The 23,768-nt window shown below is 61.2% G+C and carries 25 protein-coding genes; 17 read left to right on the top strand and 8 right to left on the bottom strand.

Annotated elements, in window-relative coordinates; all coding sequences use genetic code 11:
* Positions 1 to 142: 142 nt before the first annotated feature.
* The 3 genes from V3W40_RS24810 (at position 143) to V3W40_RS24800 (ending at position 2,295) form a co-directional block, all read left to right on the top strand.
* Complete coding sequence (locus V3W40_RS24810; RefSeq protein ID WP_027605580.1) at positions 143 to 454, top strand: DUF962 domain-containing protein; 312 nt, start codon at positions 143 to 145, stop codon at positions 452 to 454.
* A gap of 366 nt (positions 455 to 820) precedes the next feature.
* The gene (locus tag V3W40_RS24805) at positions 821 to 994 is read left to right on the top strand and encodes a hypothetical protein (protein WP_162844272.1); all 174 of its coding nucleotides are present in this window, start codon (positions 821 to 823) and stop codon (positions 992 to 994) included.
* Positions 995 to 1,098: 104 nt separating this feature from the next.
* Positions 1,099 to 2,295 carry an MFS transporter gene (locus V3W40_RS24800; protein WP_065947872.1) on the top strand — a complete coding sequence of 399 codons (1,197 nt, stop codon included), beginning with the start codon at positions 1,099 to 1,101 and terminating at the stop codon, positions 2,293 to 2,295.
* On the opposite strand, the gene arfB is transcribed toward V3W40_RS24800, so the two are convergent.
* The gene (arfB, locus tag V3W40_RS24795) at positions 2,292 to 2,705 is read right to left on the bottom strand and encodes an alternative ribosome rescue aminoacyl-tRNA hydrolase ArfB (protein WP_065925922.1); all 414 of its coding nucleotides are present in this window, start codon (positions 2,703 to 2,705) and stop codon (positions 2,292 to 2,294) included. The two genes, V3W40_RS24800 and arfB, sit on opposite strands and share 4 nt — an antisense overlap.
* 70 nt (positions 2,706 to 2,775) lie before the next feature.
* Between arfB and V3W40_RS24790 the strand changes: the two genes are divergently transcribed.
* Positions 2,776 to 3,150 carry a cytochrome c gene (locus tag V3W40_RS24790; protein WP_065925921.1) on the top strand — a complete coding sequence of 125 codons (375 nt, stop codon included), beginning with the start codon at positions 2,776 to 2,778 and terminating at the stop codon, positions 3,148 to 3,150.
* A gap of 65 nt (positions 3,151 to 3,215) precedes the next feature.
* On the opposite strand, the gene V3W40_RS24785 is transcribed toward V3W40_RS24790, so the two are convergent.
* Positions 3,216 to 4,637 (bottom strand): amino acid permease, encoded by a 1,422-nt coding sequence (locus V3W40_RS24785; protein WP_065947874.1) that lies wholly within the window; start codon positions 4,635 to 4,637, stop codon positions 3,216 to 3,218.
* Positions 4,638 to 5,276: 639 nt separating this feature from the next.
* Between V3W40_RS24785 and V3W40_RS24780 the strand changes: the two genes are divergently transcribed.
* Together V3W40_RS24780 and V3W40_RS24775 are read left to right on the top strand one after the other, a co-directional pair.
* On the top strand, positions 5,277 to 5,414 hold the full coding sequence (locus V3W40_RS24780; RefSeq protein ID WP_003175756.1) for a hypothetical protein: 138 nt from the start codon (positions 5,277 to 5,279) through the stop codon (positions 5,412 to 5,414).
* Positions 5,415 to 5,487: 73 nt separating this feature from the next.
* Positions 5,488 to 6,447, top strand: coding sequence for a hypothetical protein (locus V3W40_RS24775; RefSeq protein ID WP_027605575.1), 960 nt, complete (start codon positions 5,488 to 5,490; stop codon positions 6,445 to 6,447).
* Positions 6,448 to 6,636: 189 nt separating this feature from the next.
* On the opposite strand, the gene rluB is transcribed toward V3W40_RS24775, so the two are convergent.
* The 5 genes from rluB to V3W40_RS24750 all read right to left on the bottom strand — a co-directional run bounded on the left by rluB (position 6,637) and on the right by V3W40_RS24750 (position 11,333).
* The gene (gene rluB / locus V3W40_RS24770) at positions 6,637 to 7,884 is read right to left on the bottom strand and encodes a 23S rRNA pseudouridine(2605) synthase RluB (RefSeq protein ID WP_027605574.1); all 1,248 of its coding nucleotides are present in this window, start codon (positions 7,882 to 7,884) and stop codon (positions 6,637 to 6,639) included.
* A 196-nt stretch (positions 7,885 to 8,080) separates the two neighbouring features.
* A complete protein-coding gene (gene scpB, locus V3W40_RS24765; protein ID WP_330215797.1) occupies positions 8,081 to 8,995 on the bottom strand; it encodes an SMC-Scp complex subunit ScpB in 915 nt (304 codons plus the stop codon).
* Between the two features lie 12 nt (positions 8,996 to 9,007).
* Positions 9,008 to 9,706 carry a segregation and condensation protein A gene (locus V3W40_RS24760; RefSeq protein ID WP_169898658.1) on the bottom strand — a complete coding sequence of 233 codons (699 nt, stop codon included), beginning with the start codon at positions 9,704 to 9,706 and terminating at the stop codon, positions 9,008 to 9,010.
* 120 nt (positions 9,707 to 9,826) lie between these two features.
* On the bottom strand, positions 9,827 to 10,456 hold the full coding sequence (locus tag V3W40_RS24755; RefSeq protein WP_027605571.1) for an L-threonylcarbamoyladenylate synthase: 630 nt from the start codon (positions 10,454 to 10,456) through the stop codon (positions 9,827 to 9,829).
* A 13-nt stretch (positions 10,457 to 10,469) separates the two neighbouring features.
* Positions 10,470 to 11,333: a PHP domain-containing protein gene (locus V3W40_RS24750; RefSeq protein ID WP_092488926.1), complete on the bottom strand. Its 864-nt coding sequence runs from the start codon at positions 11,331 to 11,333 to the stop codon at positions 10,470 to 10,472.
* Positions 11,334 to 11,420: 87 nt separating this feature from the next.
* Here V3W40_RS24750 and V3W40_RS24745 point away from each other — a divergent pair, with 87 nt between their 5' ends.
* The 7 genes from V3W40_RS24745 to V3W40_RS24715 all read left to right on the top strand — a co-directional run bounded on the left by V3W40_RS24745 (position 11,421) and on the right by V3W40_RS24715 (position 16,966).
* A complete protein-coding gene (locus V3W40_RS24745) occupies positions 11,421 to 12,017 on the top strand; it encodes a septation protein A (RefSeq protein WP_065925914.1) in 597 nt (198 codons plus the stop codon).
* Between the two features lies 1 nt (position 12,018).
* Positions 12,019 to 12,318 (top strand): YciI family protein, encoded by a 300-nt coding sequence (locus tag V3W40_RS24740; protein WP_027605568.1) that lies wholly within the window; start codon positions 12,019 to 12,021, stop codon positions 12,316 to 12,318.
* A gap of 106 nt (positions 12,319 to 12,424) precedes the next feature.
* Positions 12,425 to 12,832 (top strand): translation initiation factor 2, encoded by a 408-nt coding sequence (locus V3W40_RS24735; RefSeq protein ID WP_027605567.1) that lies wholly within the window; start codon positions 12,425 to 12,427, stop codon positions 12,830 to 12,832.
* Between the two features lie 7 nt (positions 12,833 to 12,839).
* Positions 12,840 to 13,517, top strand: coding sequence for a response regulator transcription factor (locus V3W40_RS24730; RefSeq protein ID WP_027605566.1), 678 nt, complete (start codon positions 12,840 to 12,842; stop codon positions 13,515 to 13,517).
* 182 nt (positions 13,518 to 13,699) lie between these two features.
* On the top strand, positions 13,700 to 14,164 hold the full coding sequence (locus V3W40_RS24725; RefSeq protein ID WP_027605565.1) for an LTXXQ domain protein: 465 nt from the start codon (positions 13,700 to 13,702) through the stop codon (positions 14,162 to 14,164).
* Between the two features lie 68 nt (positions 14,165 to 14,232).
* A complete protein-coding gene (locus V3W40_RS24720; protein ID WP_330215796.1) occupies positions 14,233 to 15,576 on the top strand; it encodes a sensor histidine kinase in 1,344 nt (447 codons plus the stop codon).
* 40 nt (positions 15,577 to 15,616) lie between these two features.
* A complete protein-coding gene (locus V3W40_RS24715; protein ID WP_330215795.1) occupies positions 15,617 to 16,966 on the top strand; it encodes a CoA transferase in 1,350 nt (449 codons plus the stop codon).
* A gap of 104 nt (positions 16,967 to 17,070) precedes the next feature.
* Here the strand turns inward: V3W40_RS24715 and arcD (V3W40_RS24710) are convergent, their stop codons facing one another.
* Positions 17,071 to 18,498, bottom strand: coding sequence for an arginine-ornithine antiporter (arcD, locus tag V3W40_RS24710; RefSeq protein ID WP_330215794.1), 1,428 nt, complete (start codon positions 18,496 to 18,498; stop codon positions 17,071 to 17,073).
* A 442-nt stretch (positions 18,499 to 18,940) separates the two neighbouring features.
* Here arcD (V3W40_RS24710) and arcD (V3W40_RS24705) point away from each other — a divergent pair, with 442 nt between their 5' ends.
* The 4 genes from arcD (V3W40_RS24705) (at position 18,941) to arcC (ending at position 23,750) form a co-directional block, all read left to right on the top strand.
* Positions 18,941 to 20,368 carry an arginine-ornithine antiporter gene (arcD, locus tag V3W40_RS24705; RefSeq protein WP_027605561.1) on the top strand — a complete coding sequence of 476 codons (1,428 nt, stop codon included), beginning with the start codon at positions 18,941 to 18,943 and terminating at the stop codon, positions 20,366 to 20,368.
* 24 nt (positions 20,369 to 20,392) lie between these two features.
* Positions 20,393 to 21,649: an arginine deiminase gene (gene arcA / locus V3W40_RS24700; protein WP_027605560.1), complete on the top strand. Its 1,257-nt coding sequence runs from the start codon at positions 20,393 to 20,395 to the stop codon at positions 21,647 to 21,649.
* Between the two features lie 12 nt (positions 21,650 to 21,661).
* Positions 21,662 to 22,672, top strand: a complete 1,011-nt coding sequence (locus tag V3W40_RS24695; protein ID WP_015885593.1) for an ornithine carbamoyltransferase — start codon at positions 21,662 to 21,664, stop codon at positions 22,670 to 22,672.
* Positions 22,673 to 22,820: 148 nt separating this feature from the next.
* Positions 22,821 to 23,750, top strand: a complete 930-nt coding sequence (arcC, locus tag V3W40_RS24690; protein WP_330215793.1) for a carbamate kinase — start codon at positions 22,821 to 22,823, stop codon at positions 23,748 to 23,750.
* The last annotated feature ends 18 nt before the right edge of the window (positions 23,751 to 23,768 follow it).

Below are 23,768 nucleotides of genomic sequence, written 5' to 3'. Positions count from 1 at the left end.
GGCTCAAAACGGCAGCCAGGAAAGCCAAGGATACTAAAGTGGCATCTATTGTCACTGGCTGTTACCACTGATCACTCTAGACTCAAATAAGCTCCCCGCCGAACATCTGTTCGGCGGCACAACAATCAAAGGGCCGGCCGTAGTGGAAAACCTCAAGCGATTCAACAGCTTTGCCGAGTTTTACCCTTATTACCTGACCGAGCACGGCAACAGCACCTGCCGGCGCCTGCACTTTATCGGCACTACCCTGGTGATCGGCATCCTGGCCTATGCCATCGGCCGAGGCTCACTGGGGCTGTTATTGGCCGTGCCGATTGCCGGCTACAGTTTTGCCTGGATCGGGCATTTCTTCTTCGAAAAGAACCGTCCGGCGACTTTCCAGCACCCGTTCTACAGCTTGCTCGGGGATTTTGTGATGTACCGTGACATGATCCTCGGCAAGGTGCCGTTCTGAACGGTGTGACCTCTTGTCACTTGCGTAAAAACGATAAAAGGTTCGTACACCCGGCGATATAAAAGTCTTTTTGTCATTTACAGTGCTGTATCCTGCCAAGGCTTTTTGAGAGCGCGGAATCACCTGCGATTGAAAAAACAGACTTTGCGAGGAGCGACGACGATGCACGAGATACCTAATCTCCCCTTCCCAAGCCTGCACGAAACTGAGCAGCCAACACCGCAGCAGGCCAGCGCGAAGCAGCCTGAGGCCAAACAAGCAAAACCAGTCGACAGCAAGAGCCAGGACTGACGCCGTACCAGACCGTGTGGAAAGCGGACCTTTGAACGCTTTCCACACTGCCTGAATCACCCCGAGGTACCCGCCATGACAGACACCCTCCCGGACACCGCCGTACTCGACACCGCCCTGCAGATGGTCGACGTGTGGAACCGCCTCAGCGCGGACAAACAAGCCTTGCTGCTCAAGCGCTTCGGCACCCAGGAAAACGCCCTGGCCGCCCTGGTCACCACCCAGTTACTCGCCCCCCTTCAAGCCTGACGTCTTTTTGATCTGACGTTTTTGCGTTTTACCGCCCTGCGCACGCCCAAGCCCCGGTATCATTAGCAGCCTATCTTTACCTGCTGCGACAGTGGACCTCTCCCATGCCAGATACCCAGCGCCCCATGGCGGTCACGCTGCAAGTTGTTTCCATCGTGTTGTTCACCTTTATCGGCTACCTGAATATCGGCATTCCCCTGGCCGTGTTGCCGGGCTATGTCCACAGTGAACTGGGCTACGGCGCGGTGATCGCCGGCCTGGTGATCAGCGTGCAATACCTGGCCACGCTGTTGAGCCGCCCGTATGCAGGCAAAATCATCGACAACCTGGGCAGCAAGCGGGCGGTGCTGATCGGCCTGGTGGGCTGCGGCGCGAGCGGCGTGTTCATGTTGCTTGCGGCGTGGTTTTCGAGCGTGCCGGCCGTCAGCCTGGCCAGCCTGCTCATCGGTCGATTGGTACTGGGCAGCGCAGAAAGCCTGGTGGGCTCAGGCGCCATCGGCTGGGGCATTGGCCGGGTGGGCGCGGCCAATACCGCCAAGGTCATTTCGTGGAACGGTATCGCCAGTTACGGCGCGCTGGCGGTCGGTGCACCGTTGGGCGTGCTGCTGGTGAGGAATTTCGGGCTGTGGAGCATGGGCGTCAGCATTATCCTGCTGGCGGTCGTCGGCCTGTTGCTGGCCTGGAACAAAGTGGCTGCGCCCATCGTCGCCGGCGTGCGCCTGCCGTTCATGAATGTACTGGGCCGGGTGTTGCCCCACGGTTGCGCGTTGGCCCTGGGCTCGATCGGCTTTGGCACCATCGCCACCTTTATCACCCTGTATTACACCACTCAGCATTGGGATAATGCGGTGTGGGCATTGAGCCTGTTCGGCGCCAGCTTTATCGGTGCACGCCTGCTGTTCGGCAACTTGATCAACCGTATCGGCGGCTTTCGCGTGGCGATCGCCTGCCTGTCGGTGGAGATCCTCGGCCTGCTGCTGTTGTGGTTGGCGCCGGATGCCAACCTGGCCCTGGCCGGCGCAGCGTTGAGCGGTTTCGGCTTTTCCCTGGTGTTTCCGGCGCTGGGAGTGGAGGCGGTCAACCTGGTGCCCGCGTCCAGCCGTGGTTCGGCGGTGGGCGCCTATTCGCTGTTTATCGACCTGTCGCTGGGCATTACCGGGCCGCTGGCCGGGGCCGTGGCGGCAGGTTTCGGCTTTGCGTCGATCTTCCTGTTCGCCGCCCTCGCCGCCCTCGGTGGGCTGCTGCTGAGTGTCTACCTGTACCGGCAAGCGCCCAAGGCCCGCGAAGCGCGCGATGCCTAGAAGTCGACCTTGCCGCGCCCGGCCTTGATGCTGCCGCGCTTGGTCTTGGATTCCAGGCGCCGCTTTTTCGAGCCCAGGGTGGGCTTGGTCGGGCGGCGCTTCTTCTCGACCTTGGTGGCAGTGAGGATCAGCTCCACCAGGCGTTCCAGCGCGTCGGCGCGGTTCTGTTCCTGGGTCCGGTACTGCTGGGCCTTGAGTACCAGCACGCCTTCGCTGGTGATACGGCTGTCACGCAGTGCCAGCAGTCGCTCCTTGTAGAACGCCGGCAGCGACGACGCCGGAATATCGAACCGCAGGTGCACCGCGCTCGACACCTTGTTGACGTTCTGCCCTCCGGCGCCCTGGGCGCGGATGGCGGTCAACTCGATTTCGGCATCGGGCAGGTGCACGTTGTTGGAAATAACCAGCATCACTCAATAAACCCTAGGCAACAGACACGCCCAATCAGGACAACAACCTCGACAACAAGGACGCATGACAATGAAAAGACTATTGATCACTTTGCTCGGCACCTTATCACTCATTCAAACGTCACTGTCCTTTGCAGATAACGCCAATGGCAAAAACCTCTATTCACAGCGCTGCGCCATGTGCCACGGGCCAGACCTCAAGGCAACGGGACCGTTGGCCAGGAAAAGCAACCCGCCTACACCTGACCTGACAACCCCAGCCTTCAAAAAACGGCTGGCGGCTTACCCGGGCGTTATTGTGTCGTCGGTCATACTTCGCCCGAATGGAGACCTGATCCCAAAAACGCTGCGCGAGAATGGAGTAAAGGTCCCGCCGCATGCCTGGAACGTTAAGGACTTTCGCGACTTGAATGAATACATGAGCGGTGTGATTTCAAAAAGTTGACGGCTTCAAAATGCAAAAACCCCGCGCCCTATACAGGATGCGGGGTTTTCCAGGTAGGCACCTGTTTACTTCAACGCCGCACTCGCGGTGTTCAACGCCGCTTCAGCACTGCGCTTGTTCTTGATCCAATAACACACCGCCATAAACGCCACCCACACCGGGATCGCGTACACCGACACCTGGATCCCCGGAATCATCAGCATGATCACCAGGATAAACACCACGAACGCCAGGCACACATAGTTGCCGTACGGGTACCACAGCGCCTTGAACAACGGCGCCTGGCCGGTGCGGTTCATGTGCTGGCGGAACTTGAAGTGGGAGAAGCTGATCATTGCCCAGTTGATCACCAGCGTGGCCACCACCAGTGACATCAGCAGTTCCAGCGCATGTTGCGGAATGAAGTAGTTCATCAACACCGCCACCAGCGTGACCGCCGCCGAAGCGAGGATCGAACGCACTGGCACGCCGCGCTTGTCGATCTTGGCCAGCGCCCTGGGCGCATCCCCCTGCTCGGCCATGCCCAGCAGCATGCGGCTGTTGCAGTAGGTGCCGCTGTTGTACACCGACAACGCCGCCGTCAACACCACGAAGTTGAGGATATGCGCGGCGGTGTTGCTGCCCAGCATCGAGAACACCTGCACGAACGGGCTGCCACTGTAGGCATCGCCGGAGGCGTTGAGGGTGGCCAGCAGGCTGTCCCATGGTGTCAGCGACAGCAACACCACCAGGGCGCCGATGTAGAAGATCAGGATGCGGTAGATCACCTGGTTGATCGCCTTGGGGATCACAGTGCGTGGCTGGTCGGCTTCGGCGGCGGTAAAGCCGAGCATTTCCAGGCCGCCGAAGGAGAACATGATGATCGCCATGGCCATCACCAAGCCGCTGACGCCATGGGGGAAGAAGCCGCCGTGTTCCCACAGGTTGCTCACCGAGGCTTGCGGGCCGCCGCTGCCACTGACCAGCAGGTAGCTGCCCAGGGCGATCATGCCGACAATGGCGACCACCTTGATGATGGCGAACCAGAACTCCGCTTCACCAAAGACTTTGACGTTGGCCAGGTTGATCAGGTTGATCAGCACGAAGAACGCCGCCGCCGAGACCCAGGTCGGGATCTCCGGCCACCAGTAGTGCACGTATTTGCCGACGGCTGTCAGCTCGGACATGCCCACCAGGATGTACAGGATCCAGCAGTTCCAGCCCGACAGGAAGCCGGCGAAACCGCCCCAGTACTTGTGGGCAAAGTGGCTGAAGGAACCGGCGACCGGCTCTTCGACGATCATTTCGCCGAGCTGGCGCATGATCATGAAGGCAATGAAGCCGCAGATGGCATAACCCAGGATCATCGACGGGCCGGCGGATTTGAGCACGCCGGCCGAGCCCAGGAACAGGCCGGTGCCGATGGCGCCACCAAGGGCGATCAACTGGATATGCCGATTTTTCAGGCCGCGTTTCAGCTCGCCTGAAGAGCAATGGGGTTCACTCATGAAAAGGGTCTCACGCAAGGTTTGATGATGTTGAATGCAGGTTGCTGCCTTGAATTACCGACTCAAGCAGCGCCGCTCAAACCCCAGCGCAGGCACCAGGAATACAGCGTCTTTCTAACGGTCATGCGTCACCTGTTTGTTTTTATCTGTGACGAAATCGAACCCGCCGGGCTCGTGGCCAGGCGGAGTGATCAGGGCGGGTAAACCCTGAGGTCTTGGCCTTTTGCGTGGTTACGCAAGGGGGTCACAGTAAAACGCGGCGCATTGTACACCGCTCGACAGCTTCAAGCCGCACCCGCAGAGCACGTGCGACGATCTGTCAGGTATTCCTTACAGCGGTAAATAGGCCAATCATGCCGCGAGGTACACGTAAATTAATCGTTACAGCATGGAAAATCTGCGTTACAGCTGTAAGTTTTTGAAAAAATGGCGGTAAGAAAATTCATCACCATTAGCGACGCCAGCTCACTGTATTTCCTGAAGAAAAAAAGCCGGCGAAAAAAACAGAAGAAAAAATCCAAATGAGACCGTGTCAATAAATTTTTTGCATTACCAAACACTCTCACCTAGGTTCTTTCACTTGCCCAGCGAAGCCCGCTGGCAAGCCGTTCTCAAACAACGTCCTCTAGGAGATACACCATGCAAGCACTGGAAAACGACCTGGAAACCGAACTGCAACTCGACGATTGGTTTGAAGCGCCGACCCACGAGGCCGCCGTTGAAATGATGCAAGCCGATGCCGTGGTGCCATTTGGCACGGCGATGTGGCCGTTCTGACACCCGGCACGTATTCGGCAGGTGCTGTGCACGGCACCTGCCTCCTTACCCAAGGCACACAAGGACATACGTCATGGACAAGGCCCGCGCCGTTGAACACTTTCTCTACTACCTTGCACACCATCCGGCCCTCGGCGGCCTGAACTGCCCCACCGTGCTGCTGGGCCACACCGAGCGCTACGACGCCATCGCCCAGGCGATCGCCCAGAGCAGCGCCGCCCGTTTCAACTTCCAGGTGCAGCGCCTGGACCTGGCCGACAGCGACAGCCTGGCCCAGGCCATCGAAGCCTGCGACCTGTACCTGTTCCTCTACGATTCCTCCACCCTGCCCAACCCGCGCGCCGAAGGCCCGGACTTCATCCGTGCCCTGCAAGGCGTGATGGCCGAACACTGGAAGAAATCCCTGCTGTTCAAGGATTACGGCGACTACTTCTACGACACTTTCAGCGTCGAGCCGCAGCGCATCGCCGACCTCAACGCCACGCTGATCCGGCGCATGTCCCAAGCCGCTGTGCTGAGCTTTACCGACAAACACGGCTCACGCCTGCAGGCGCCCATGAGCAGCATCAAGAAGTGGACCAATATCAACGGCATCGGCAACCACGACCTGGCCCCCGGCGAAATCGCCACCCACAGCGAGGCCATCAATGGTCAGGTGCGGTTTGTCGGCACCTTTCTCAGCACCATCCCCTTCGCACGCAAGTACGGCGTGCTGCAGTCACCACTGGAACTGTGGATCGAAAACTCGACCATCTGCAGCGTGGCCAGTGACGTGCCGGGGCTGGCCGACGACTTCAATAAATACCTGAATGCCAACCCGTCCAATCGCCGGGTGGAGGAACTGGGGATTGGCACCAATGAAGGGGTGAAGGACCTGTATGCGCGCAATGCCGGGTTCGAGGAGCGCCACTGCGGCTTGCACCTGGGCTTGGGTGGCGGGCAGAAAGGCAGCCATCACCTGGACCTGATCTTTGCCAGTGGGGTGTTGGCGTTGGATGACAAACCCGTCTTTGACGGCACCTTTGCGTTCTGATCACCGACCTTGAAAATGATGGAGATCCAACTGTGGGAGGGGGCTTGCTCCCGATAGCGGTGCGTCAGTCGCCGGATTGGCAAGCTGATACACCGCTATCGGGAGCAAGCCCCCTCCCACATGTTTTACCTCTATTCCAAGGCACACAAACGCCAACCCTAGGGTTGGCGTTTGTGTGCCGCGGTTACATCACTGCGGTTTCTTGCGACCAAAGCCTGGACGTTGACCTGAACCGGCCGGTGCGCCACGGCGCTTGCCCGATGGCTCGTCCGCGACCAGTTTCAGGCCTGGGCGCTTTTTCGGCGCTGGCTTGGCCGGGCGCTTGGTGTTGGCACTGTCGGCTGGGTGATCGGATGCTGGAGCACCGCGACCGGCGTCACCACGGTTGCTGCGACCACCGCTTGGCGCGTCACCACGACCGGCTGGGCGTGGGGTGCGTGGCGCACGTTCGCCTTCCTGGCGCGATGGCGCGGTGGGGCGACGCTCGCCTTCGATGTGCGGTTGACGTGAGATACGCCCCCCGGTAGCCGGTGCATCCAGCGCCGGGCGCAGGGTGCGGGCAACACGTTCGGTGCGGGCCACGGGGCGCGACGATTTACGCTGCATACGATCGAGCTTGTCTTTGCTCTTGGCGTTCATCTGCGGCATGGCGACCGGCGTCAGGCCGACTTCGGCGCTGAGGATGTCGACTTCGTACTGGCTCATTTCGCGCCAGCGGCCCATCGGCAGGTCGGAGTTGAGGAACACCGGGCCAAAACGCACGCGCTTCAGGCGGCTGACCACCAGGCCCTGGGATTCCCACAGGCGACGCACTTCACGGTTACGCCCTTCCATCACCACGCAGTGGTACCAGTGGTTGAAACCTTCACCGCCCGGCGCTTGCTTGATGTCGGTGAACTTGGCCGGGCCGTCTTCCAGCACCACGCCGGCCTTGAGGCGTTCGATCATCTCATCATCGACTTCACCACGCACACGCACGGCGTATTCGCGGTCCATCTCGTAGGACGGGTGCATCAGGCGGTTGGCCAGTTCACCGTCGGTGGTGAACATCAGCAAGCCGGTGGTGTTGATGTCGAGACGACCGATGTTGATCCAACGGCCTTCTTTGGGCTTGGGCATCTTGTCGAACACGGTCGGACGGCCTTCCGGGTCGTCACGGGTGCAGATCTCGCCATCGGGCTTGTTGTACATGATCACGCGGCGCACCGATTCGGCGGCCTCTTCACGCTTGATGACCTTGCCATCAATGGTGATTGCATCGTGCAGGTCGACGCGCTGGCCAAGGGTGGCCTCGACGCCGTTGACCTTGATGCGCTTCTGGGTGATCCAGGCTTCGACGTCGCGGCGCGAGCCCACGCCGATACGCGCCAGCACCTTTTGCAGCTTTTCGCCTGCTGGGCCGATTTCCTGGCTGTCGTTCTGGTCTTTATCGTTCATCTTAAGCACCTCCCGGTGGGTCGATTCAGGCGTGGCCTGAAGAGTGTTGAAAGCGGGGCTTTGGCCGAATAGGTCGGCAAAGGGTCGCGAATCATACGCCCATGGCGCGCATTGCGCATCAGAGACTAGTCGATAAGCGCCAGGCCATTGGTTTTTCCGCCGACCGGTGATGCCCCAGGCCCCACATTCGATTGCATCAGTCTTCGAACTGGCGGCGTTCATTCTCAATCGCCTCGGCCAGGGCCCGGGCTTCGTCTTCTTCGTCGCTCAGGGGCGGTTGTTCGAGGGCGGCGACGGCGGCCAGGAGTTTTTCGCGGGCTTCGGCCACGCCGAGGATATCGTCCTCAGGTTCAGGTTCGACCTCCACGCTCACCTGGGCTTCCGGCTCGGCCACACCATCGCGCAGCAAGTCATCAAAGTCGGTCTTGATGCCCTGCTCCATGTCGTCCAGTTCCAGCAACAACGTGTGGAAACTGGTTTCGTCCTTGGGCTCTTCCGGCTCGGCGGTGGCGTCGGCCAGTTCCTGCAGGCTCGACGGGACCGGGGCGTCGTCGAAGTCGAGCACCGGCTCGGCTTCCATCTCACGCAATTCGGCCAGGGGCGGCAGGTCGTCGAGGTTTTTCAGGTTGAAATGGTCGAGGAACACCTTGGTGGTGGCGAACATCGCCGGTTTGCCGGGCACGTCGCGGTAGCCGACGATGCGGATCCACTCACGCTCCAGCAGCGTCTTGACGATATGGCTGTTGACCGCCACGCCCCGCACGTCCTCGATTTCGCCACGGGTGATGGGCTGGCGATAGGCGATCAGCGCCATGGTCTCCAGCATCGCCCGTGAATAGCGCTGCGGGCGCTCTTCCCAGAGGCGGCCGACCCACGGGGAAAACTTCTCACGGATCTGCAGGCGATAACCCGACGCCACCTCACGCAGTTCAAAGGCGCGGCCGTCGCAGGATTTGCGCAGGATTTCCAGCGCCTTCTTGAACACCGGCGGTTCAGGGCGCTCGGCTTCCTCAAACAGTTCGAACAGACGCTCCAGGGATTGCGGTTTACCCGAGGCCAGGAGAAAGGCCTCCAGCAACGGGGCCAATTCGCGGGGTTCAGTCAGATTCATCGTTTCAGCTCTTTATTCGGCTCGCGCCCGCACGTGGATAGCCGCAAAAGGCTCATTCTGGACCAGCTCGACCAAGGACTCCTTGACCAGCTCGAGGACCGCCATAAAGGTCACCACCACCCCCAGGCGCCCTTCTTCCGCCGTGAACAGCTCCACAAACGGCACAAACCCGCCGCCCTTGAGGCGTTCGAGCACATCGCTCATACGCTCGCGGGTGGACAGGGCCTCGCGACTGACCTGGTGGTGTTCAAACATATCGCCACGGCGCAGCACCTCGGCCATGGACATCAGCAACTCTTCCAGGCTCACGTCCGGCAGCAGCTTGCGCGCGCGGGCTTCGGGGGCGTCGAGCTTGGGTACCACCACGTCGCGGCCGACGCGGCTCAGGCCGTCGATACCTTCGGCGGCGGCCTTGAAGCGCTCGTATTCCTGCAGCCGGCGGATCAGTTCGGCGCGCGGGTCGTCCTCTTCGGCCTCGACCGTCTCCGCGCGCGGCAACAGCATGCGCGACTTGATCTCGGCGAGCATGGCGGCCATCACCAGGTACTCGGCAGCCAGTTCCAGGCGTACCGACTGCATCAACTCGACATAGCCCATGTACTGGCGGGTGATTTCCGCCACCGGGATGTCGAGGATGTTGATGTTCTGCTTGCGGATCAGGTACAGCAGCAAGTCCAGCGGGCCCTCGAAAGCCTCAAGGAAGACCTCCAGGGCGTCCGGCGGAATGTACAGGTCCAGCGGCATTTCCAGCACCGCCTGGCCGTACACCATGGCAAACGGCAGCTCCTGCTGGGCGCCCGCCTGGCTGTCGACGGTTTCCACGGCTGACATTCAGGCCTCGGCCATAAAGGGCGCAGGATCGCCGCAACCGACACGGATCACTTCAGGTTCGCCGTCGGCCAGGTTGATCACGGTGGAGGCCTTGTTGCCGCCGAAACCGCCGTCGATGATCAGGTCCACCTGTTTTTCCAGCAATTGGCGCATCTCGTACGGGTCTTCCAGGGGCTCGGTGTCGCCGGGCATGATCAGCGACACACTCATCAGCGGCTCACCCAGCTCGGCCAGCAACGCCAGGGCGATGGGATGCTCCGGCACCCGCAGGCCGATGGTGCGTTTTTTCGGGTGCAGCAGCAGGCGCGGCACTTCGCGGGTGGCGTTGAGGATAAAAGTGTAGGGCCCTGGCGTGTGGGCCTTGAGCAGGCGGAAGGTGCCGGTGTCGACCTTGGCGAACAGGCCCAGCTGGGACAAGTCGCTACAGATCAGCGCAAAGTTGTGCTTGTCATCCAGCTGGCGCAGGCGTCTGACACGCTCGACTGCGCCCTTGTCACCGATCTGGCAACCGATGGCGTATGACGAATCGGTTGGGTAGATCACCACACCGCCGGCGCGAATGATCTCTACGGCCTGCTTGATCAGGCGCGCCTGGGGGTTTTCCGGATGAATCTGGAAGAATTGACTCACGGGTTCTACCTGTTCAGACGGTGGCAATAATGGGGTCATGCTTGAATCTCCCCCACAACAGCGGCAAATCTTCCGGGACCGCGCGGTACTCGCCGATCTCGGACCAGCCGCCAGGGCCATGAAAGTCACTGCCGGCGCTGACCAGCAGACCAAATTCGCGAGCAAGGATCGCCAGGCTGCCCACCTGTTCGGCGGGTTGAAAGCCGTTGACCACTTCGATCGCGTGACCGCCCGCTCCAATATAGTCGCCAATCAGCTTGCGACGTTTGCTGCGGGTGAAATCGTAATGCCAGGGATGCGCCAGGCTGACCCAGGCTCCGGAGGCCCGCAGAGTCTCGACGGTGTCTTCGAGGGTCGGCCAATGTTGCTTCACATCGCCCAACTTGCCGGCGCCCAGCCACTTGCGAAAGGCTTCGGCGCGGTCTTTGACAAAACCCTCACGCACCATCCAGTCGGCAAAGTGCGGACGGGCCGGCGCGTTGCCGCTGTCACCCAGTTCCTGCTGGAGGGCGCGGGCGCCGTCGAGGGCGTTGGGCATGCCTTTGAGGCTGAGTTTTCGGCTTATTTCTTCGGACCGCAGCCAGCGGCCATCGTGCAATTGCGCGATAGCCTCCACCAGCGGCGGCGCTTTTTGATCGAAGCCGTAGCCGAGCACATGAATGGTGGCGCCGCCCCAGGTGCAGGACAATTCCACCCCGTTGACCAGTTGCATGCCCAGGGCATGGGCCGTTGTACGCGCTTCGTCGAGGCCTTCGAGGGTGTCGTGGTCGGTCAACGAGAGGACTCGCACGCCTTTTTCAAACGCACGCGCAACCAGTACCGCGGGCGCCAGGGCGCCGTCGGAGGCCGTGCTGTGGCAGTGCAAATCAACATTCACGGGGGTGTGTAACCTCAAGTCAGCTGGCGCTATCGCAACCAAGGATGTTTGTTATTATGCCGCCACATCCAGCTTCTGGCTCTTACTGTGAAACAATTCATCGACTTCATCCCGCTGTTGCTGTTTTTCATCGTTTACAAACTCGACCCCAGGGTCATCGACCTGGCCGGCCATGAGCTGACTGTCGGCGGCATCTACAGCGCCACCGCCGTGCTCATCATCAGCTCTGTGGTGGTCTACGGCGCCATCTTCATTTCCCAGCGCAAACTGGAAAAAAGCCAGTGGCTGACCCTGGTCGCCTGCCTGGTCTTCGGCAGCCTGACCCTGGCCTTCCACAGCGAAACCTTCCTTAAATGGAAAGCGCCGGTGGTGAACTGGCTGTTCGCCCTGGCATTCATCGGCAGCCACTTCATCGGTGATCGCCTGCTGATCAAGCGGATCATGGGCCACGCACTGACCCTGCCGGAACCGGTGTGGACACGCTTGAACGTGGCCTGGATCGTGTTTTTCATCTTCTGCGGTGCCGCCAACCTGTTCGTGGCGTTTACCTTCCAGGACTACTGGGTCGACTTCAAAGTGTTCGGCAGCCTGGGCATGACCGTGCTGTTCCTGGTCGCCCAGGGCATCTACCTGTCGCGCCACCTGCATGACACCGAGCCTACTACGCCGAAAACCGAGGACTGACATGCTCTACGCCATCATTGCCACCGACGTTGCCAACTCGCTGGAAAAACGCCTGTCCGTGCGCCCGGCCCACGTCGAGCGCCTGAAAGTCCTTCAAGCCGAAGGCCGCATCGTGCTGGCCGGCCCGCACCCGGCCGTGGACAGCAACGACCCGGGCGACGCCGGTTTTACCGGTAGCCTGATCGTCGCCGAGTTCGCCTCGCTGGCCGATGCCCAGGCCTGGGCCAAGGCCGATCCCTATGTCGCCGCAGGGGTCTACGCCGACGTAGTGATCAAACCCTTCAAGCAAGTCCTGCCCTGATCCCGATTGCGCCGAACCTATTGAGTACGGCGCACTCCTAATTGCTCATTATTTTCGGCAACCTGCCGACAACGTTCTGAATATTCGTGTGGAATCAGGAGTTCCGATGCGCTTACGTCAGTTGTGTCTGTTGGCAGTGTTAATGATCGGGGCTACGGCCCACGCTGAAGAAACCTCGAGCACCGGCAGTTCCACGCCCCTGTCCTTGAGCGCCGGCGCCCAGATCACCGAGTTGCAGCAACGCTTGAAAGAAAGCGAGCGGCAGCGTGAAGAACTGAGCAAGCAACTGCAAAGCGCGGATGCCACGCGCGAAAGCGCTCAATTGAGTCGCCTTCGCCAGGAGAACCAACGCCTGGCCCAGCAACTCAAAGATGCACAGGGCGGCGCCTTGACCCGCTGGCTGACCGAGCAGCAACAATGGTTCGTCACGGGTGGGGCCGTCGCACTGATCGCCCTGTTGTGCGGGATCTTCGCCAGCGGTGGGCACCGTCGCCGTCGACAATGGCTAAATTGAGTGAGTCATGAGCGAGCTGTTACTGATAGATGATGACCAGGAGCTCTGCGAGCTGCTGAGCAGTTGGCTGAGCCAGGAAGGTTTCCAGGTGCGCGCCTGCCACGATGGCTTGAGCGCGCGCAAGGCCTTGGCCGACAGCGCCCCGGCGGCGGTGGTACTGGATGTGATGCTGCCCGACGGCAGCGGCCTGGAGCTGCTCAAGCAATTGCGCAACGACCATCCGGAGCTGCCGGTGCTGATGCTTTCGGCGCGGGGCGAACCCCTGGACCGCATCCTCGGCCTGGAATTGGGCGCCGACGACTACCTGGCCAAGCCCTGCGACCCACGCGAACTCACCGCGCGCCTGCGCGCGGTATTGCGCCGCAGCCACCCGGCGGCCGTGTCCAGCCAACTGGAACTGGGCGACCTGTGCTTCAGCCCGGTGCGCGGCGTGGTCAGCATCGATGAGCAGGAGTTCACCCTCACCGTCTCCGAAAGCCGCCTGCTGGAAGCATTATTGCGCCAGCCCGGCGAACCGCTGGACAAGCAGGAACTGGCGCAGATCGCCCTGGGCCGCAAGCTGACCCTTTACGATCGCAGCCTGGACATGCACGTCAGCAACCTGCGCAAGAAGATCGGCCCTCACCCCGATGGCCGGCCACGGATCGTGGCGTTGCGCAGCCGGGGCTACTATTACAGCCTCTAGAGGCAGCTATAAGTTGCAAGCTACAAGCGGCAAGTGAAAAGCTGTTACTTGCCGCTTGCAGCTAAAAACTTGCAGCTGCCGCCCCCCTTACCAAACCTTTACCCTCTCCTGACGGCGGCTGACCTTGATCTCCGTAATCTACTCACATCCGGACTCACCGGAATAGAGACAGGAGAATCACCATGCGCAAGACCCTTATCGCTTTGATGTTCGCCGCCGCCCTGCCGACCGTTGCCATGGCCGCACTGCCTGAAGGCCCGGGCCCGATGGGCGGCCCTGAAGGGCACATGATGGGTGGCCCGGGCCACGGCGGTGAACACGGTCCGCGCGGCAAAGGCGGCCCCTTCAGCCAACTGGACCTGAGCCGCGAACAGCGCGAGCAGATCGGCAAGCTGATGGGTGACCAATGGCACGCTCGCAAGGACCTGGTCAAAAAGTACCTGGACAAACTCCCGGCCGCCGACCAGAAAGCCATGCAGGATGAAATCGCCGCCGGCAAGCAGAAGACCCAGGCCGATATCCGCGCGGTGCTCAAGCCTGACCAGCAGAAGAAGTTCGACGAGATCGTCAAGAAGCAAGAACAGCGCCGTGCAGAATGGAAGGAATTCCAGGCCTGGAAAGCGCAACAGCCGCAAAAAGCGCAATAATGCACCCGCGTTAACACTCCCAGCCCAGTGGCCACCGCCACTGGGCTTTTCCTGTTTGAGGGTTTCCTGTGCGTTCATTGTTCTGGCGCATCCTGGCCAGTTTCTGGCTGGCCATCGCCCTGGTTGCCGGGTTGTCGATCCTGCTTGGGCACATGCTTAACCAGGATGCCTGGATTCTCAGCCGCCACCCCGGCCTCAATAACCTCGCGCAAGATTGGACCCAGCTCTACGAAACCCAGGGTGAGGATGCTGCCCAGGACCTGCTGCAACAGCGCAAGCGCCAGTACCACATCGACGTGCAAGTGCTCAACGAAAGTGGCGAGCCGGTGGTGCGCGGCACCTTCCCGCGCCGCGCCGCCGCCTTTGAAGCCCGACAGAACGACAGCAAGGAAGGCCATCTGCCCTGGCGACGCCTGACCGCCGAGTACACCAGCGAGAAGACCGGCGACACCTACCTGTTGATCTACCGCATCCCGCACCCGGAACTGGACGAGTGGCACCGCAGCAGCCTGGCATGGCCCTTGAGCGCACTGACGATTGCCCTGGTGGTACTGACCTTGTTCAGCCTGTTCGTCACCTTGTCCATCACCCGCCCACTAAGCCGCCTGCGCGGCGCCGTGCATGACCTCGGCCAGGCCACCTACCAGCAGAACAGCCTGGCGCAACTGGCTAACCGCCGCGATGAGTTCGGCGTACTCGCCACCGACTTCAACCGCATGGGCGCACGCCTGCAAAGCCTGATCGGCAGTCAACGCCAGCTGCTGCGCGACGTGTCCCATGAGCTGCGCTCGCCCCTCGCGCGCCTGCGCATCGCCCTGGCCTTGGCCGAGCGCGCCAGCCCCGAAGAACGGGAAAAACTCTGGCCACGCCTGACCCGCGAATGCGACCGCCTGGAAGCGCTGATCAGCGAGATCCTGGTGCTGGCCCGCGTCGATGCCGACAATGCCAGCGCCGAAGACATCGACCTCATCCCCCTGCTCAAAACCCTGCAAAAGGATGCCCAACTCAGCGCGCCGGACCAGGTGGTGCAACTGAGCACCGACGCCGACCTGCAACTGAAGGGCTGGCCGACCATGATCGAACGGGCTGTGGATAACCTGCTGCGCAATGCCCAGCGCTTCAACCCGCCGGGGCAACCGATCGATTTGCACGCCCAGCGCCAGGGCGAACGTATCCTGATCAGCGTGCGCGACCATGGCCCCGGCGTGGACGCCGAACACCTGAGCCAACTCGGTGAACCGTTCTACCGCGCTCCCGGCCAGACCGCCCAAGGCCACGGCCTGGGCCTGGCGATCGCGCGACGCGCGGCCGAACGCCACGGTGGCAGCCTGATCCTGGCCAATCACCCAACCGGTGGTTTTATCGCCAGCATCGACCTGCCGTTGGAACCGGGAGTTGTCACGCCGGTGTGATGATCTTCTATAGTGGCCTTTCTCTTACGGAGGGCCTTTGATGACTGACCTGCTGACTCCCATCCAAGCCGCACTCGATCTACCCCACGCCCCGCTGACCTTCACCGAGGCTGGCGCCCTGCCCTCGACCTTCGCTGTCACCGAGCTGGCCAGTGCCAGCATCGGCGCCGCCGGGCAGGCCGTCGCCCAGTTGATCCGGCAACAGACCGGGCGCCAGCCCGAGGTGAGTGTGGACCGACGCCTCGCCTCTTTCTGGTTCTCGTCCTCGATCCGCCCGCTGGGCTGGCAAGTGCCACCGTTGTGGGATCCGGTGGCCGGCGATTACGCCAGCGCCGATGGCTGGATTCGCCTGCATACCAACGCGCCTCATCACCGTGCCGCCGCCGAGCGGGTGCTGGGCAAGGTCGCCGACCGCGCCGGGATGGCCGGCAAGGTCGCGGCGTGGAACGCGGCAGAACTGGAACAGGCGATTGTCGACCAAGGTGGCTGCGCCGCGCAGATGCGTGCCTGGCAAGCCTGGCAGCAACATCCGCAGGGGTTGGCGGTGAACGCCGAGGCGCTGGTCCAACGCCAGACCTTCGAAACCACGACCGACAAACCCTGGCACGGTTCGCTGGCACGCCCGCTGGCCGGCCTCAAGGTGCTGGACCTGACCCGCGTATTGGCCGGCCCGGTGGCCAGTCGTTTCCTTGCCGGCCTCGGCGCGGATGTACTGCGCATCGACTCACCCACCTGGAACGAACCCGGTGTAGTCCCGGAAATGACCCTGGGCAAACGCTGCGCGCGCCTGGACCTGAAAACGCCCGAAGGTCGGCGGGTTTTCGAGCGTTTGCTCAGGGACGCCGACATCCTGTTCCACGGATACCGCGCTGACGCCCTGGAGCATCTGGGCTACACCGCCCCCGAACTGCAACACCTCGCCCCAGGCCTGATCGACGTCAGCCTCAACGCCTACGGCTGGAGCGGCCCGTGGCGTAATCGCCGGGGCTTCGACAGCCTGGTGCAGATGAGCAGCGGGATCGCCGAGGCCGGCATGCTCTGGAAACACGCGGATAAACCGGTGCCACTGCCGTTGCAGGCGCTGGATCACGCGACCGGGTATCTGATGGCGGCCAGTGCGATTCAGGCGCTGGGCGAACGGCTGCAGTCGGGGCGCGGTGGTTCGGCGCGGTTGTCGTTGGCACGCACCGCAACGTTACTGGTGCAAGCAGGCCAAGTGCCCGAGCAACCGTCGTTGCGCGAGGAAGAACCAGGGGATCAAGGCCTGGTCGTCGAACAGACCGCCTGGGGCCAGGCCCATCGGCTGCTGCCCCCGCTGACTATCAGCGGTACGCCATTGCAATGGGATTTGCCGGCGGGAGAATTGGGCTCCCACCGGCCTCAATGGTGACTTGACGGCCGCTAGCGGCAGCAAGCCCCCCACACTTTGATGGGTGAACATATTCAAAATGTGGGAGGGGGCTTGCTCCCGATGAGGCCAGTACCGTCACCCCATCACAACGACAACACCCCGCTGTACAACCCATACGCCGCCAGCCCTGCACCGGCGATCACGCAGCTGAAAATGCCTTTCTCAACGTGGGTAAACAACGGCTGGCCCTGTTCGCGCTTGGCCAGGGCGAACAGGATCACGCCCGGCGCATACAGCAGCGCCGACAGCAGCAGGTATTTAAGGCCCCCGGCGTAGAGCAACCATACGGCGTAACCCAGGGCGATCAACCCCACCAGCAGGTCCTTGATGCGATGGCGGTGGGCACCTTCATAGGTTTCACCACGCCCGCTCAGCAACACCGCGTAAGCCGCCGACCACAGGTAAGGCACGAGGATCATCGACGACGCCAGGTAGATCAGGGTGGTGTAGGTGCTGTGGGAAAACAGCGTGATCACCAGGAAGACCTGGATCATCACATTGGTCAGCCACAGAGCGTTGACCGGCACCTGGTTGGCATTTTCCTTTTTCAGGAAGGCCGGCATGGTCTTGTCATGGGCGGTGGCATGGAGGATCTCGGCACACAGCAGCGCCCAGGACAACAAGGCACCCAGCAGCGACACGGCCAGGCCGATACTGATCAGCAACGCGCCCCAGGGCCCGACGATATGCTCGAGCACACCGGCCAGGGACGGGTTTTGCAGGCCGGCCAGTTCCGCCTGGCTCATGATGCCCAGGGACAGCACATTCACCAGCACCAACAGCGCCAGCACGCCGAGAAAGCCGATCACCGTGGCCCGCCCCACGTCCGCGCGCTTCTCGGCCCGCGCCGAATACACACTGGCGCCTTCGATGCCGATAAACACAAATACCGTGACCAGCATCATATTGCGCACCTGGTCCACCACACTGCCGAATTGCGGCTTTTCCAGGCCCCAGATGTCAGCCGTGAAGATATCGGCCTTGAACGCCACGGCGGCGATGACCACGAACATCAGCAGCGGCACCAGCTTGGCCACGGTGGTGATCTGGTTGATGAACGCGGCTTCCTTGATCCCGCGCATCACCAGGAAGTGCACGGCCCACAGCAGCAACGATGCGCAGCCGATGGCCACCGGCGTGTTGCCTTGGCCGAATACCGGGAAAAAATAGCCGAGGGTGCTGAACAGCAACACGAAATAACCGACATTGCCCATCCACGCGCTGATCCAGTAACCCCAGGCCGACGAAAAACCCATGTAGTCGCCGAAACCCGCCTTGGCGTAGGCGTACACCCCGGAATCCAGTTCCGGCTTGCGATTGGCCAAGGTCTGGAAGACAAACGCCAGGGTCAGCATGCCCACGGCGGTGATCGCCCAACCGATCAACACCGCGCCCACCTCCGCGCGCGCGGCCATGTTCTGCGGCAACGAGAAGATCCCCCCGCCAATCATCGAGCCCACCACCAAGGCAATCAGGGCGCCAAGCCGAAGTTTCTGGGCCGGTTGAGACATGCAGACTCCTGAATAAAATTTGAGCGGACAACCATGCACTCAACTAATTAACTCAGCGAGTGTAGCGTTTATTAAAGACAGCGATAAAACCGCCACGCTCATAACTCAGCGGCATGACAATTTGCATAGTTTAGGCTTATTTACATTTTAAATACGCCGAATACTTTGTCGCTTCCAAGCTCTTTATTGTCGCCATTGCGAAAAGTTTGCACATTCAGGAAAACGGGCTAGTTTCAAACGTCCATACGCAGCACTAAATGATTGACCAAACCGCAGAGATCGCTCTGGAAAGCGCCTTTGCGCGGAAAACTATTGCCCACGACTTTCCAGTCTAAGTCATTAATTCACAATGGAATGTGCCAATGAAGTGATCTGAGTCAGCTGTTTGATTAGCGCACGGAATTATTCTGTGGTCTCTCTTCTCCTGCATTGGAGTTATGCGATGTCTGAATCTCCCGGAAAACTTCGATTGGGTGCACTGGTTGCACTTGTGGTCGGCTCAATGATTGGCGGCGGGATCTTCTCTCTGCCGCAAAACATGGCCGCCAGTGCCGATGTTGGCGCGGTATTGATCGGTTGGGTAATTACCGCCGTGGGCATGCTGACCCTGGCATTTGTCTTCCAGACCCTGGCCAATCGCAAACCTGACCTGGACGGCGGCGTCTACGCCTACGCCAAGGCCGGCTTCGGTGACTACATGGGCTTTTCGTCGGCCTGGGGTTACTGGATCAGCGCCTGGCTGGGCAACGTCGGTTACTTCGTCCTCCTGTTCAGCACCCTCGGTTACTTCTTCCCGATCTTTGGCGAAGGCAATACGCCTGCGGCGGTGATTGGCGCGTCGGTCTTGCTGTGGGCCGTGCACTTTCTGGTGCTGCGCGGGATAAAGGAAGCGGCGTTCATCAACCTGGTGACCACCGTCGCCAAGGTGGTGCCGCTGGTGCTGTTCGTGTTGATCGCCGTGTTCGCCTTCAAGCTGGACATCTTCACCGCTGACATCTGGGGCGTGAAGAACCCGGACCTGGGCAGCGTGATGAACCAGGTGCGCAACATGATGCTGGTCACCGTGTGGGTGTTCATCGGTATCGAAGGCGCGAGCATCTTCTCGGCCCGTGCTGAAAAACGCAGCGACGTCGGCAAGGCCACCGTGATCGGCTTTATCACCGTGCTGCTGTTCCTGATGCTGGTGAACGTGCTGTCCCTGGGCATCATGACCCAACCGGAATTGGCCAAGCTGCAGAACCCGTCGATGGCCGCCGTGCTGGAACATGTGGTGGGCCACTGGGGTGCGGTGCTGATCAGCGTCGGCTTGATCATCTCGTTGCTGGGGGCGCTGCTGTCGTGGGTGCTGCTGTGTGCGGAGATCATGTTCGCCGCCGCCAAGGACCACACCATGCCGGAGTTCCTGCGCAAGGAAAACGCCAACCATGTGCCGGCCAACGCCCTGTGGCTGACCAACGCCATGGTCCAGATATTCCTGGTGATCACGCTGTTTTCCGCCAGTACCTACCTGTCGCTGATCTACCTCGCCACCTCGATGATCCTGGTGCCTTACCTGTGGTCGGCGGCCTATGCGCTGCTGCTGGCGGTACGCGGCGAAACCTACGAAAACGCCCTCAAGGAGCGCAGGAAGGACCTGTTTATCGGCGCGATCGCACTGATCTACGCGGTCTGGCTGCTCTATGCCGGCGGTACCAAGTACCTGCTGTTGTCCGCCCTGCTCTATGCCCCCGGCGCGATCCTGTTCGCCAAGGCCAAGCATGAACTGGGCAAACCGATTTTCACCAACGTCGAGAAGCTGATTTTCGCCGCAGTCGTCATTGGCGCCCTGGTGGCTGCCTATGGCCTCTACGACGGCTTCCTGACTCTGTAACTGACGTTCACTGGAGGATCTGTAATGACCACGGAAAAAGTGAAGTACGGCGTACATTCCGAAGCCGGCAAACTGCGCAAAGTCATGGTGTGCTCCCCAGGCTTGGCCCACCAGCGGCTGACCCCTAACAACTGCGATGAACTGCTGTTCGATGACGTGCTCTGGGTAGCCCAGGCCAAGCGCGACCATTTCGACTTCGTGACCAAGATGCGCGAACGGGACATCGATGTGCTGGAAATGCACAACCTGCTGACCGATATCGTTGCCAACCCCGAAGCCCTGGACTGGATCCTGGAACGCAAGATCACTTCCAACACCGTGGGCCTGGGCCTGGTCGAGGAAGTCAGCTCCTGGCTGCGCAGCCTTGAGCCGCGCAAGATCGCCGAGTTCCTGATCGGTGGCGTGTCGGCCGATGACCTGCCGAGCAGCTTCGGTGGCAAGACCATCGAGATGTTCCGCGACTTCCTCGGCCACGCCAGTTTTATCCTGCCGCCGCTGCCCAACACCCAGTTCACCCGCGACACCACCTGCTGGATCTACGGCGGCGTGACGCTCAACCCGATGTACTGGCCGGCGCGACGCCAGGAAACCCTGCTGGCGAGCGCCATCTACAAATTCCACCCCGAGTTCACCAACGCGGACTTCCAGATCTGGTACGGCGACCCCGACCAGGAACACGGTGCCGCCACGCTGGAAGGCGGTGACGTCATGCCGATTGGCAATGGCGTGGTGTTGATCGGCATGGGCGAGCGTTCGTCCCACCAGGCCATCGGCCAACTGGCGCGCAACCTGTTCAAGAACAAAGCGGTGGAACGGGTGATCGTTGCCGGTCTGCCGAAGTCCCGCGCGGCGATGCACCTGGACACCGTGTTCAGCTTCTGCGACCGCGACCTGGTGACCATCTTCCCCGAAGTGGTCAACCAGATCGTGCCCTTCACCCTGCGCCCTGACGAAAGCAAACCCCACGGCATCGACATTCAGCGGGAGAAAACCAACTTCCTCGAGACCGTGGCCGCAGCGCTCAACCTCAAGGCCCTGCGCGTGGTCGAGACCGGCGGCAACAGCTTCGCCGCCGAACGCGAGCAGTGGGACGACGGCAACAACGTGGTGGCCGTGGAGCCTGGCGTAGTGATCGGCTACGACCGCAACACCTATACCAACACCCTGCTGCGCAAGGCCGGCGTGGAAGTCATCACCATCAGCGCCGGTGAACTCGGCCGTGGCCGTGGCGGCGGCCACTGCATGACCTGCCCGATCATCCGCGACCCTATCGATTACTAAGGAGATTCCATCATGGCTTTCAATATGCGCAACCGCAGCCTACTGTCGCTGATGCACCACACCACCCGCGAACTGAATTACCTGCTGGACCTGTCCCGCGACCTCAAGCGCGCCAAATACACCGGCACCGAGCGTCCGCACCTGCAAGGCAAGAACATCGCGCTGATCTTCGAAAAAACCTCGACCCGCACCCGTTGCGCCTTCGAAGTGGCGGCCCACGACCAGGGTGCCCACGTCACCTATATCGACCCGGTGTCATCGCAGATCGGCCACAAAGAAAGCATGAAAGACACCGCCCGCGTACTCGGTCGCATGTTCGACGCCATTGAATACCGTGGCTTCGAGCAGGAAATCGTCGAAGAACTGGCCAAGTTCGCCGGCGTGCCGGTGTTCAACGGCCTCACCGCCGAATTCCACCCGACCCAAATGATCGCCGACACCCTGACCATGCGCGAACACAGCGACAAGCCGCTGCATGACATCAGCTACGCCTACCTCGGCGACGCGCGCTACAACATGGGTAACTCGCTGCTGATGATCGGCGCCAAGCTCGGCATGGACGTGCGCATCGGCGCGCCGAAAGCCCTGTGGCCCCATGAAGACTTCATCAAACAGTGCCAGGCCTTCGCCGAGGAAAGCGGCGCACGCATTACCATCACCGAAGACCCGAAAGAAGCCGTCAAAGGCGTGGACTTCATCCACACCGATATCTGGGTGTCCATGGGTGAGCCGGTGGAAGCGTGGGACGAACGCATCGAGCAACTGCTGCCGTACCAGGTCAACGCCAAGATGATGAAAGCCTCGGGCAACCCTCGGGTGAAATTCATGCACTGCCTGCCGGCGTTCCACAACAGCGAAACCAAGGTCGGCAAGGACATCGCCGCACGTTATCCGAACCTGGCCAATGGTGTGGAAGTGACCGAGGAAGTCTTCGAGTCACCGGCCAACATCGCCTTTGAGCAGGCGGAAAACCGCATGCACACCATCAAGGCGATCCTGGTGTCGGCACTCGCGGATATCTAAACCCTGCTGCGATCCCACTGTAGGAGCGAGCTTGCTCGCGAAAAATTCAAGGGCACCGCGTTCATTCAGGATGGGCGCGTTATCGTTGACCTCCTTCGCGAGCAAGCTCGCTCCTACAAAGGATTACGAGCTCTAGAAGGATTGCAATATGCGCATCGTCGTAGCCCTGGGCGGCAACGCCCTCCTGCGCCGTGGTGAACCCATGACCGCAGACAACCAACGCGCCAATATCCGCATCGCCACCGAACAGATCGCCAAGATCCATGCCGGCAACGAACTGGTCATCGCCCACGGCAATGGCCCGCAGGTCGGCCTGCTGTCGTTGCAGGCGGCGGCCTACACCAGCGTTTCGCCGTACCCGCTGGACGTGCTCGGTGCCGAGACCGAAGGCATGATCGGCTACATCATCGAACAGGAACTGGGCAACCTGCTGGACTTCGAAGTGCCGTTCGCCACCCTGCTCACCCAGGTGGAAGTGGACCCCAAGGACCCTGCCTTCCAGAACCCGACCAAGCCCATCGGCCCGGTGTACTCCAAGGCCGAAGCGGAAAAACTCGCCGCCGAGAAAGGCTGGGCCATCGCCCCGGATGGCGATAAATATCGCCGCGTCGTGGCCAGCCCACGGCCCAAACGTATTTTCGAGATTCGCCCGATCAAGTGGCTGCTGGAAAAAAGCGCCATCGTGATCTGCGCCGGTGGTGGCGGTATCCCGACCCTGTACGGTGAAGACGGCAAGCTCAAAGGCATCGAAGCCGTGATCGACAAAGACCTGTGCTCCTCGTTGCTGGCCACGCAACTGGACGCCGATTTGCTGGTGATCGCCACCGACGTCAACGCCGCTTTTATCGACTTCGGCAAGCCGACCCAGAAAGCCATCGGCCAGGCCCACCCCGACGACATGGAAAAACTCGGCTTCGCCGCCGGTTCCATGGGCCCCAAGGTGCAAGCCGCCTGCGAGTTCGCCCGCCAGACTGGCAAAACCGCGGTGATCGGTTCACTCTCCGACATCGAAGCCATCGTCCAGGGCTGCGCCGGCACACGCATCAGCACGGCGACACCTGGCATCACCTATCTGTGAAGTAGAGGAGATACGCCT

The sequence above is a fragment of the Pseudomonas sp. AM8 genome, from assembly GCF_036346475.1.
In the GTDB taxonomy this organism is placed as follows: Bacteria; Pseudomonadota; Gammaproteobacteria; order Pseudomonadales; family Pseudomonadaceae; genus Aquipseudomonas; species Aquipseudomonas marginalis.
Note: the sequence above shows the minus strand (reverse complement) of the source record. Positions and strands in the feature narration are given on the sequence as shown.

What these genes read in the sequence shown, in the direction of transcription:
- V3W40_RS24740 (WP_027605568.1), top strand. Translation starts at nt 12,019, where the DNA reads ATGCTCTACGCCATCATTGCCACCGACGTTGCCAACTCGCTGGAAAAA.
- V3W40_RS24715 (WP_330215795.1), top strand. Translation starts at nt 15,617, where the DNA reads ATGACTGACCTGCTGACTCCCATCCAAGCCGCACTCGATCTACCCCAC.
- V3W40_RS24695 (WP_015885593.1), top strand. Translation starts at nt 21,662, where the DNA reads ATGGCTTTCAATATGCGCAACCGCAGCCTACTGTCGCTGATGCACCAC.
- scpB (WP_330215797.1), bottom strand. Translation starts at nt 8,995, where the DNA reads ATGAATCTGACTGAACCCCGCGAATTGGCCCCGTTGCTGGAGGCCTTT.
- arcD (WP_027605561.1), top strand. Translation starts at nt 18,941, where the DNA reads ATGTCTGAATCTCCCGGAAAACTTCGATTGGGTGCACTGGTTGCACTT.
- V3W40_RS24790 (WP_065925921.1), top strand. Translation starts at nt 2,776, where the DNA reads ATGAAAAGACTATTGATCACTTTGCTCGGCACCTTATCACTCATTCAA.
- arcC (WP_330215793.1), top strand. Translation starts at nt 22,821, where the DNA reads ATGCGCATCGTCGTAGCCCTGGGCGGCAACGCCCTCCTGCGCCGTGGT.
- rluB (WP_027605574.1), bottom strand. Translation starts at nt 7,884, where the DNA reads ATGAACGATAAAGACCAGAACGACAGCCAGGAAATCGGCCCAGCAGGC.
- V3W40_RS24735 (WP_027605567.1), top strand. Translation starts at nt 12,425, where the DNA reads ATGCGCTTACGTCAGTTGTGTCTGTTGGCAGTGTTAATGATCGGGGCT.
- V3W40_RS24780 (WP_003175756.1), top strand. Translation starts at nt 5,277, where the DNA reads ATGCAAGCACTGGAAAACGACCTGGAAACCGAACTGCAACTCGACGAT.
- V3W40_RS24805 (WP_162844272.1), top strand. Translation starts at nt 821, where the DNA reads ATGACAGACACCCTCCCGGACACCGCCGTACTCGACACCGCCCTGCAG.
- arcA (WP_027605560.1), top strand. Translation starts at nt 20,393, where the DNA reads ATGACCACGGAAAAAGTGAAGTACGGCGTACATTCCGAAGCCGGCAAA.
- V3W40_RS24800 (WP_065947872.1), top strand. Translation starts at nt 1,099, where the DNA reads ATGCCAGATACCCAGCGCCCCATGGCGGTCACGCTGCAAGTTGTTTCC.
- V3W40_RS24725 (WP_027605565.1), top strand. Translation starts at nt 13,700, where the DNA reads ATGCGCAAGACCCTTATCGCTTTGATGTTCGCCGCCGCCCTGCCGACC.
- V3W40_RS24785 (WP_065947874.1), bottom strand. Translation starts at nt 4,637, where the DNA reads ATGAGTGAACCCCATTGCTCTTCAGGCGAGCTGAAACGCGGCCTGAAA.
- V3W40_RS24730 (WP_027605566.1), top strand. Translation starts at nt 12,840, where the DNA reads ATGAGCGAGCTGTTACTGATAGATGATGACCAGGAGCTCTGCGAGCTG.
- arfB (WP_065925922.1), bottom strand. Translation starts at nt 2,705, where the DNA reads ATGCTGGTTATTTCCAACAACGTGCACCTGCCCGATGCCGAAATCGAG.
- arcD (WP_330215794.1), bottom strand. Translation starts at nt 18,498, where the DNA reads ATGTCTCAACCGGCCCAGAAACTTCGGCTTGGCGCCCTGATTGCCTTG.
- V3W40_RS24775 (WP_027605575.1), top strand. Translation starts at nt 5,488, where the DNA reads ATGGACAAGGCCCGCGCCGTTGAACACTTTCTCTACTACCTTGCACAC.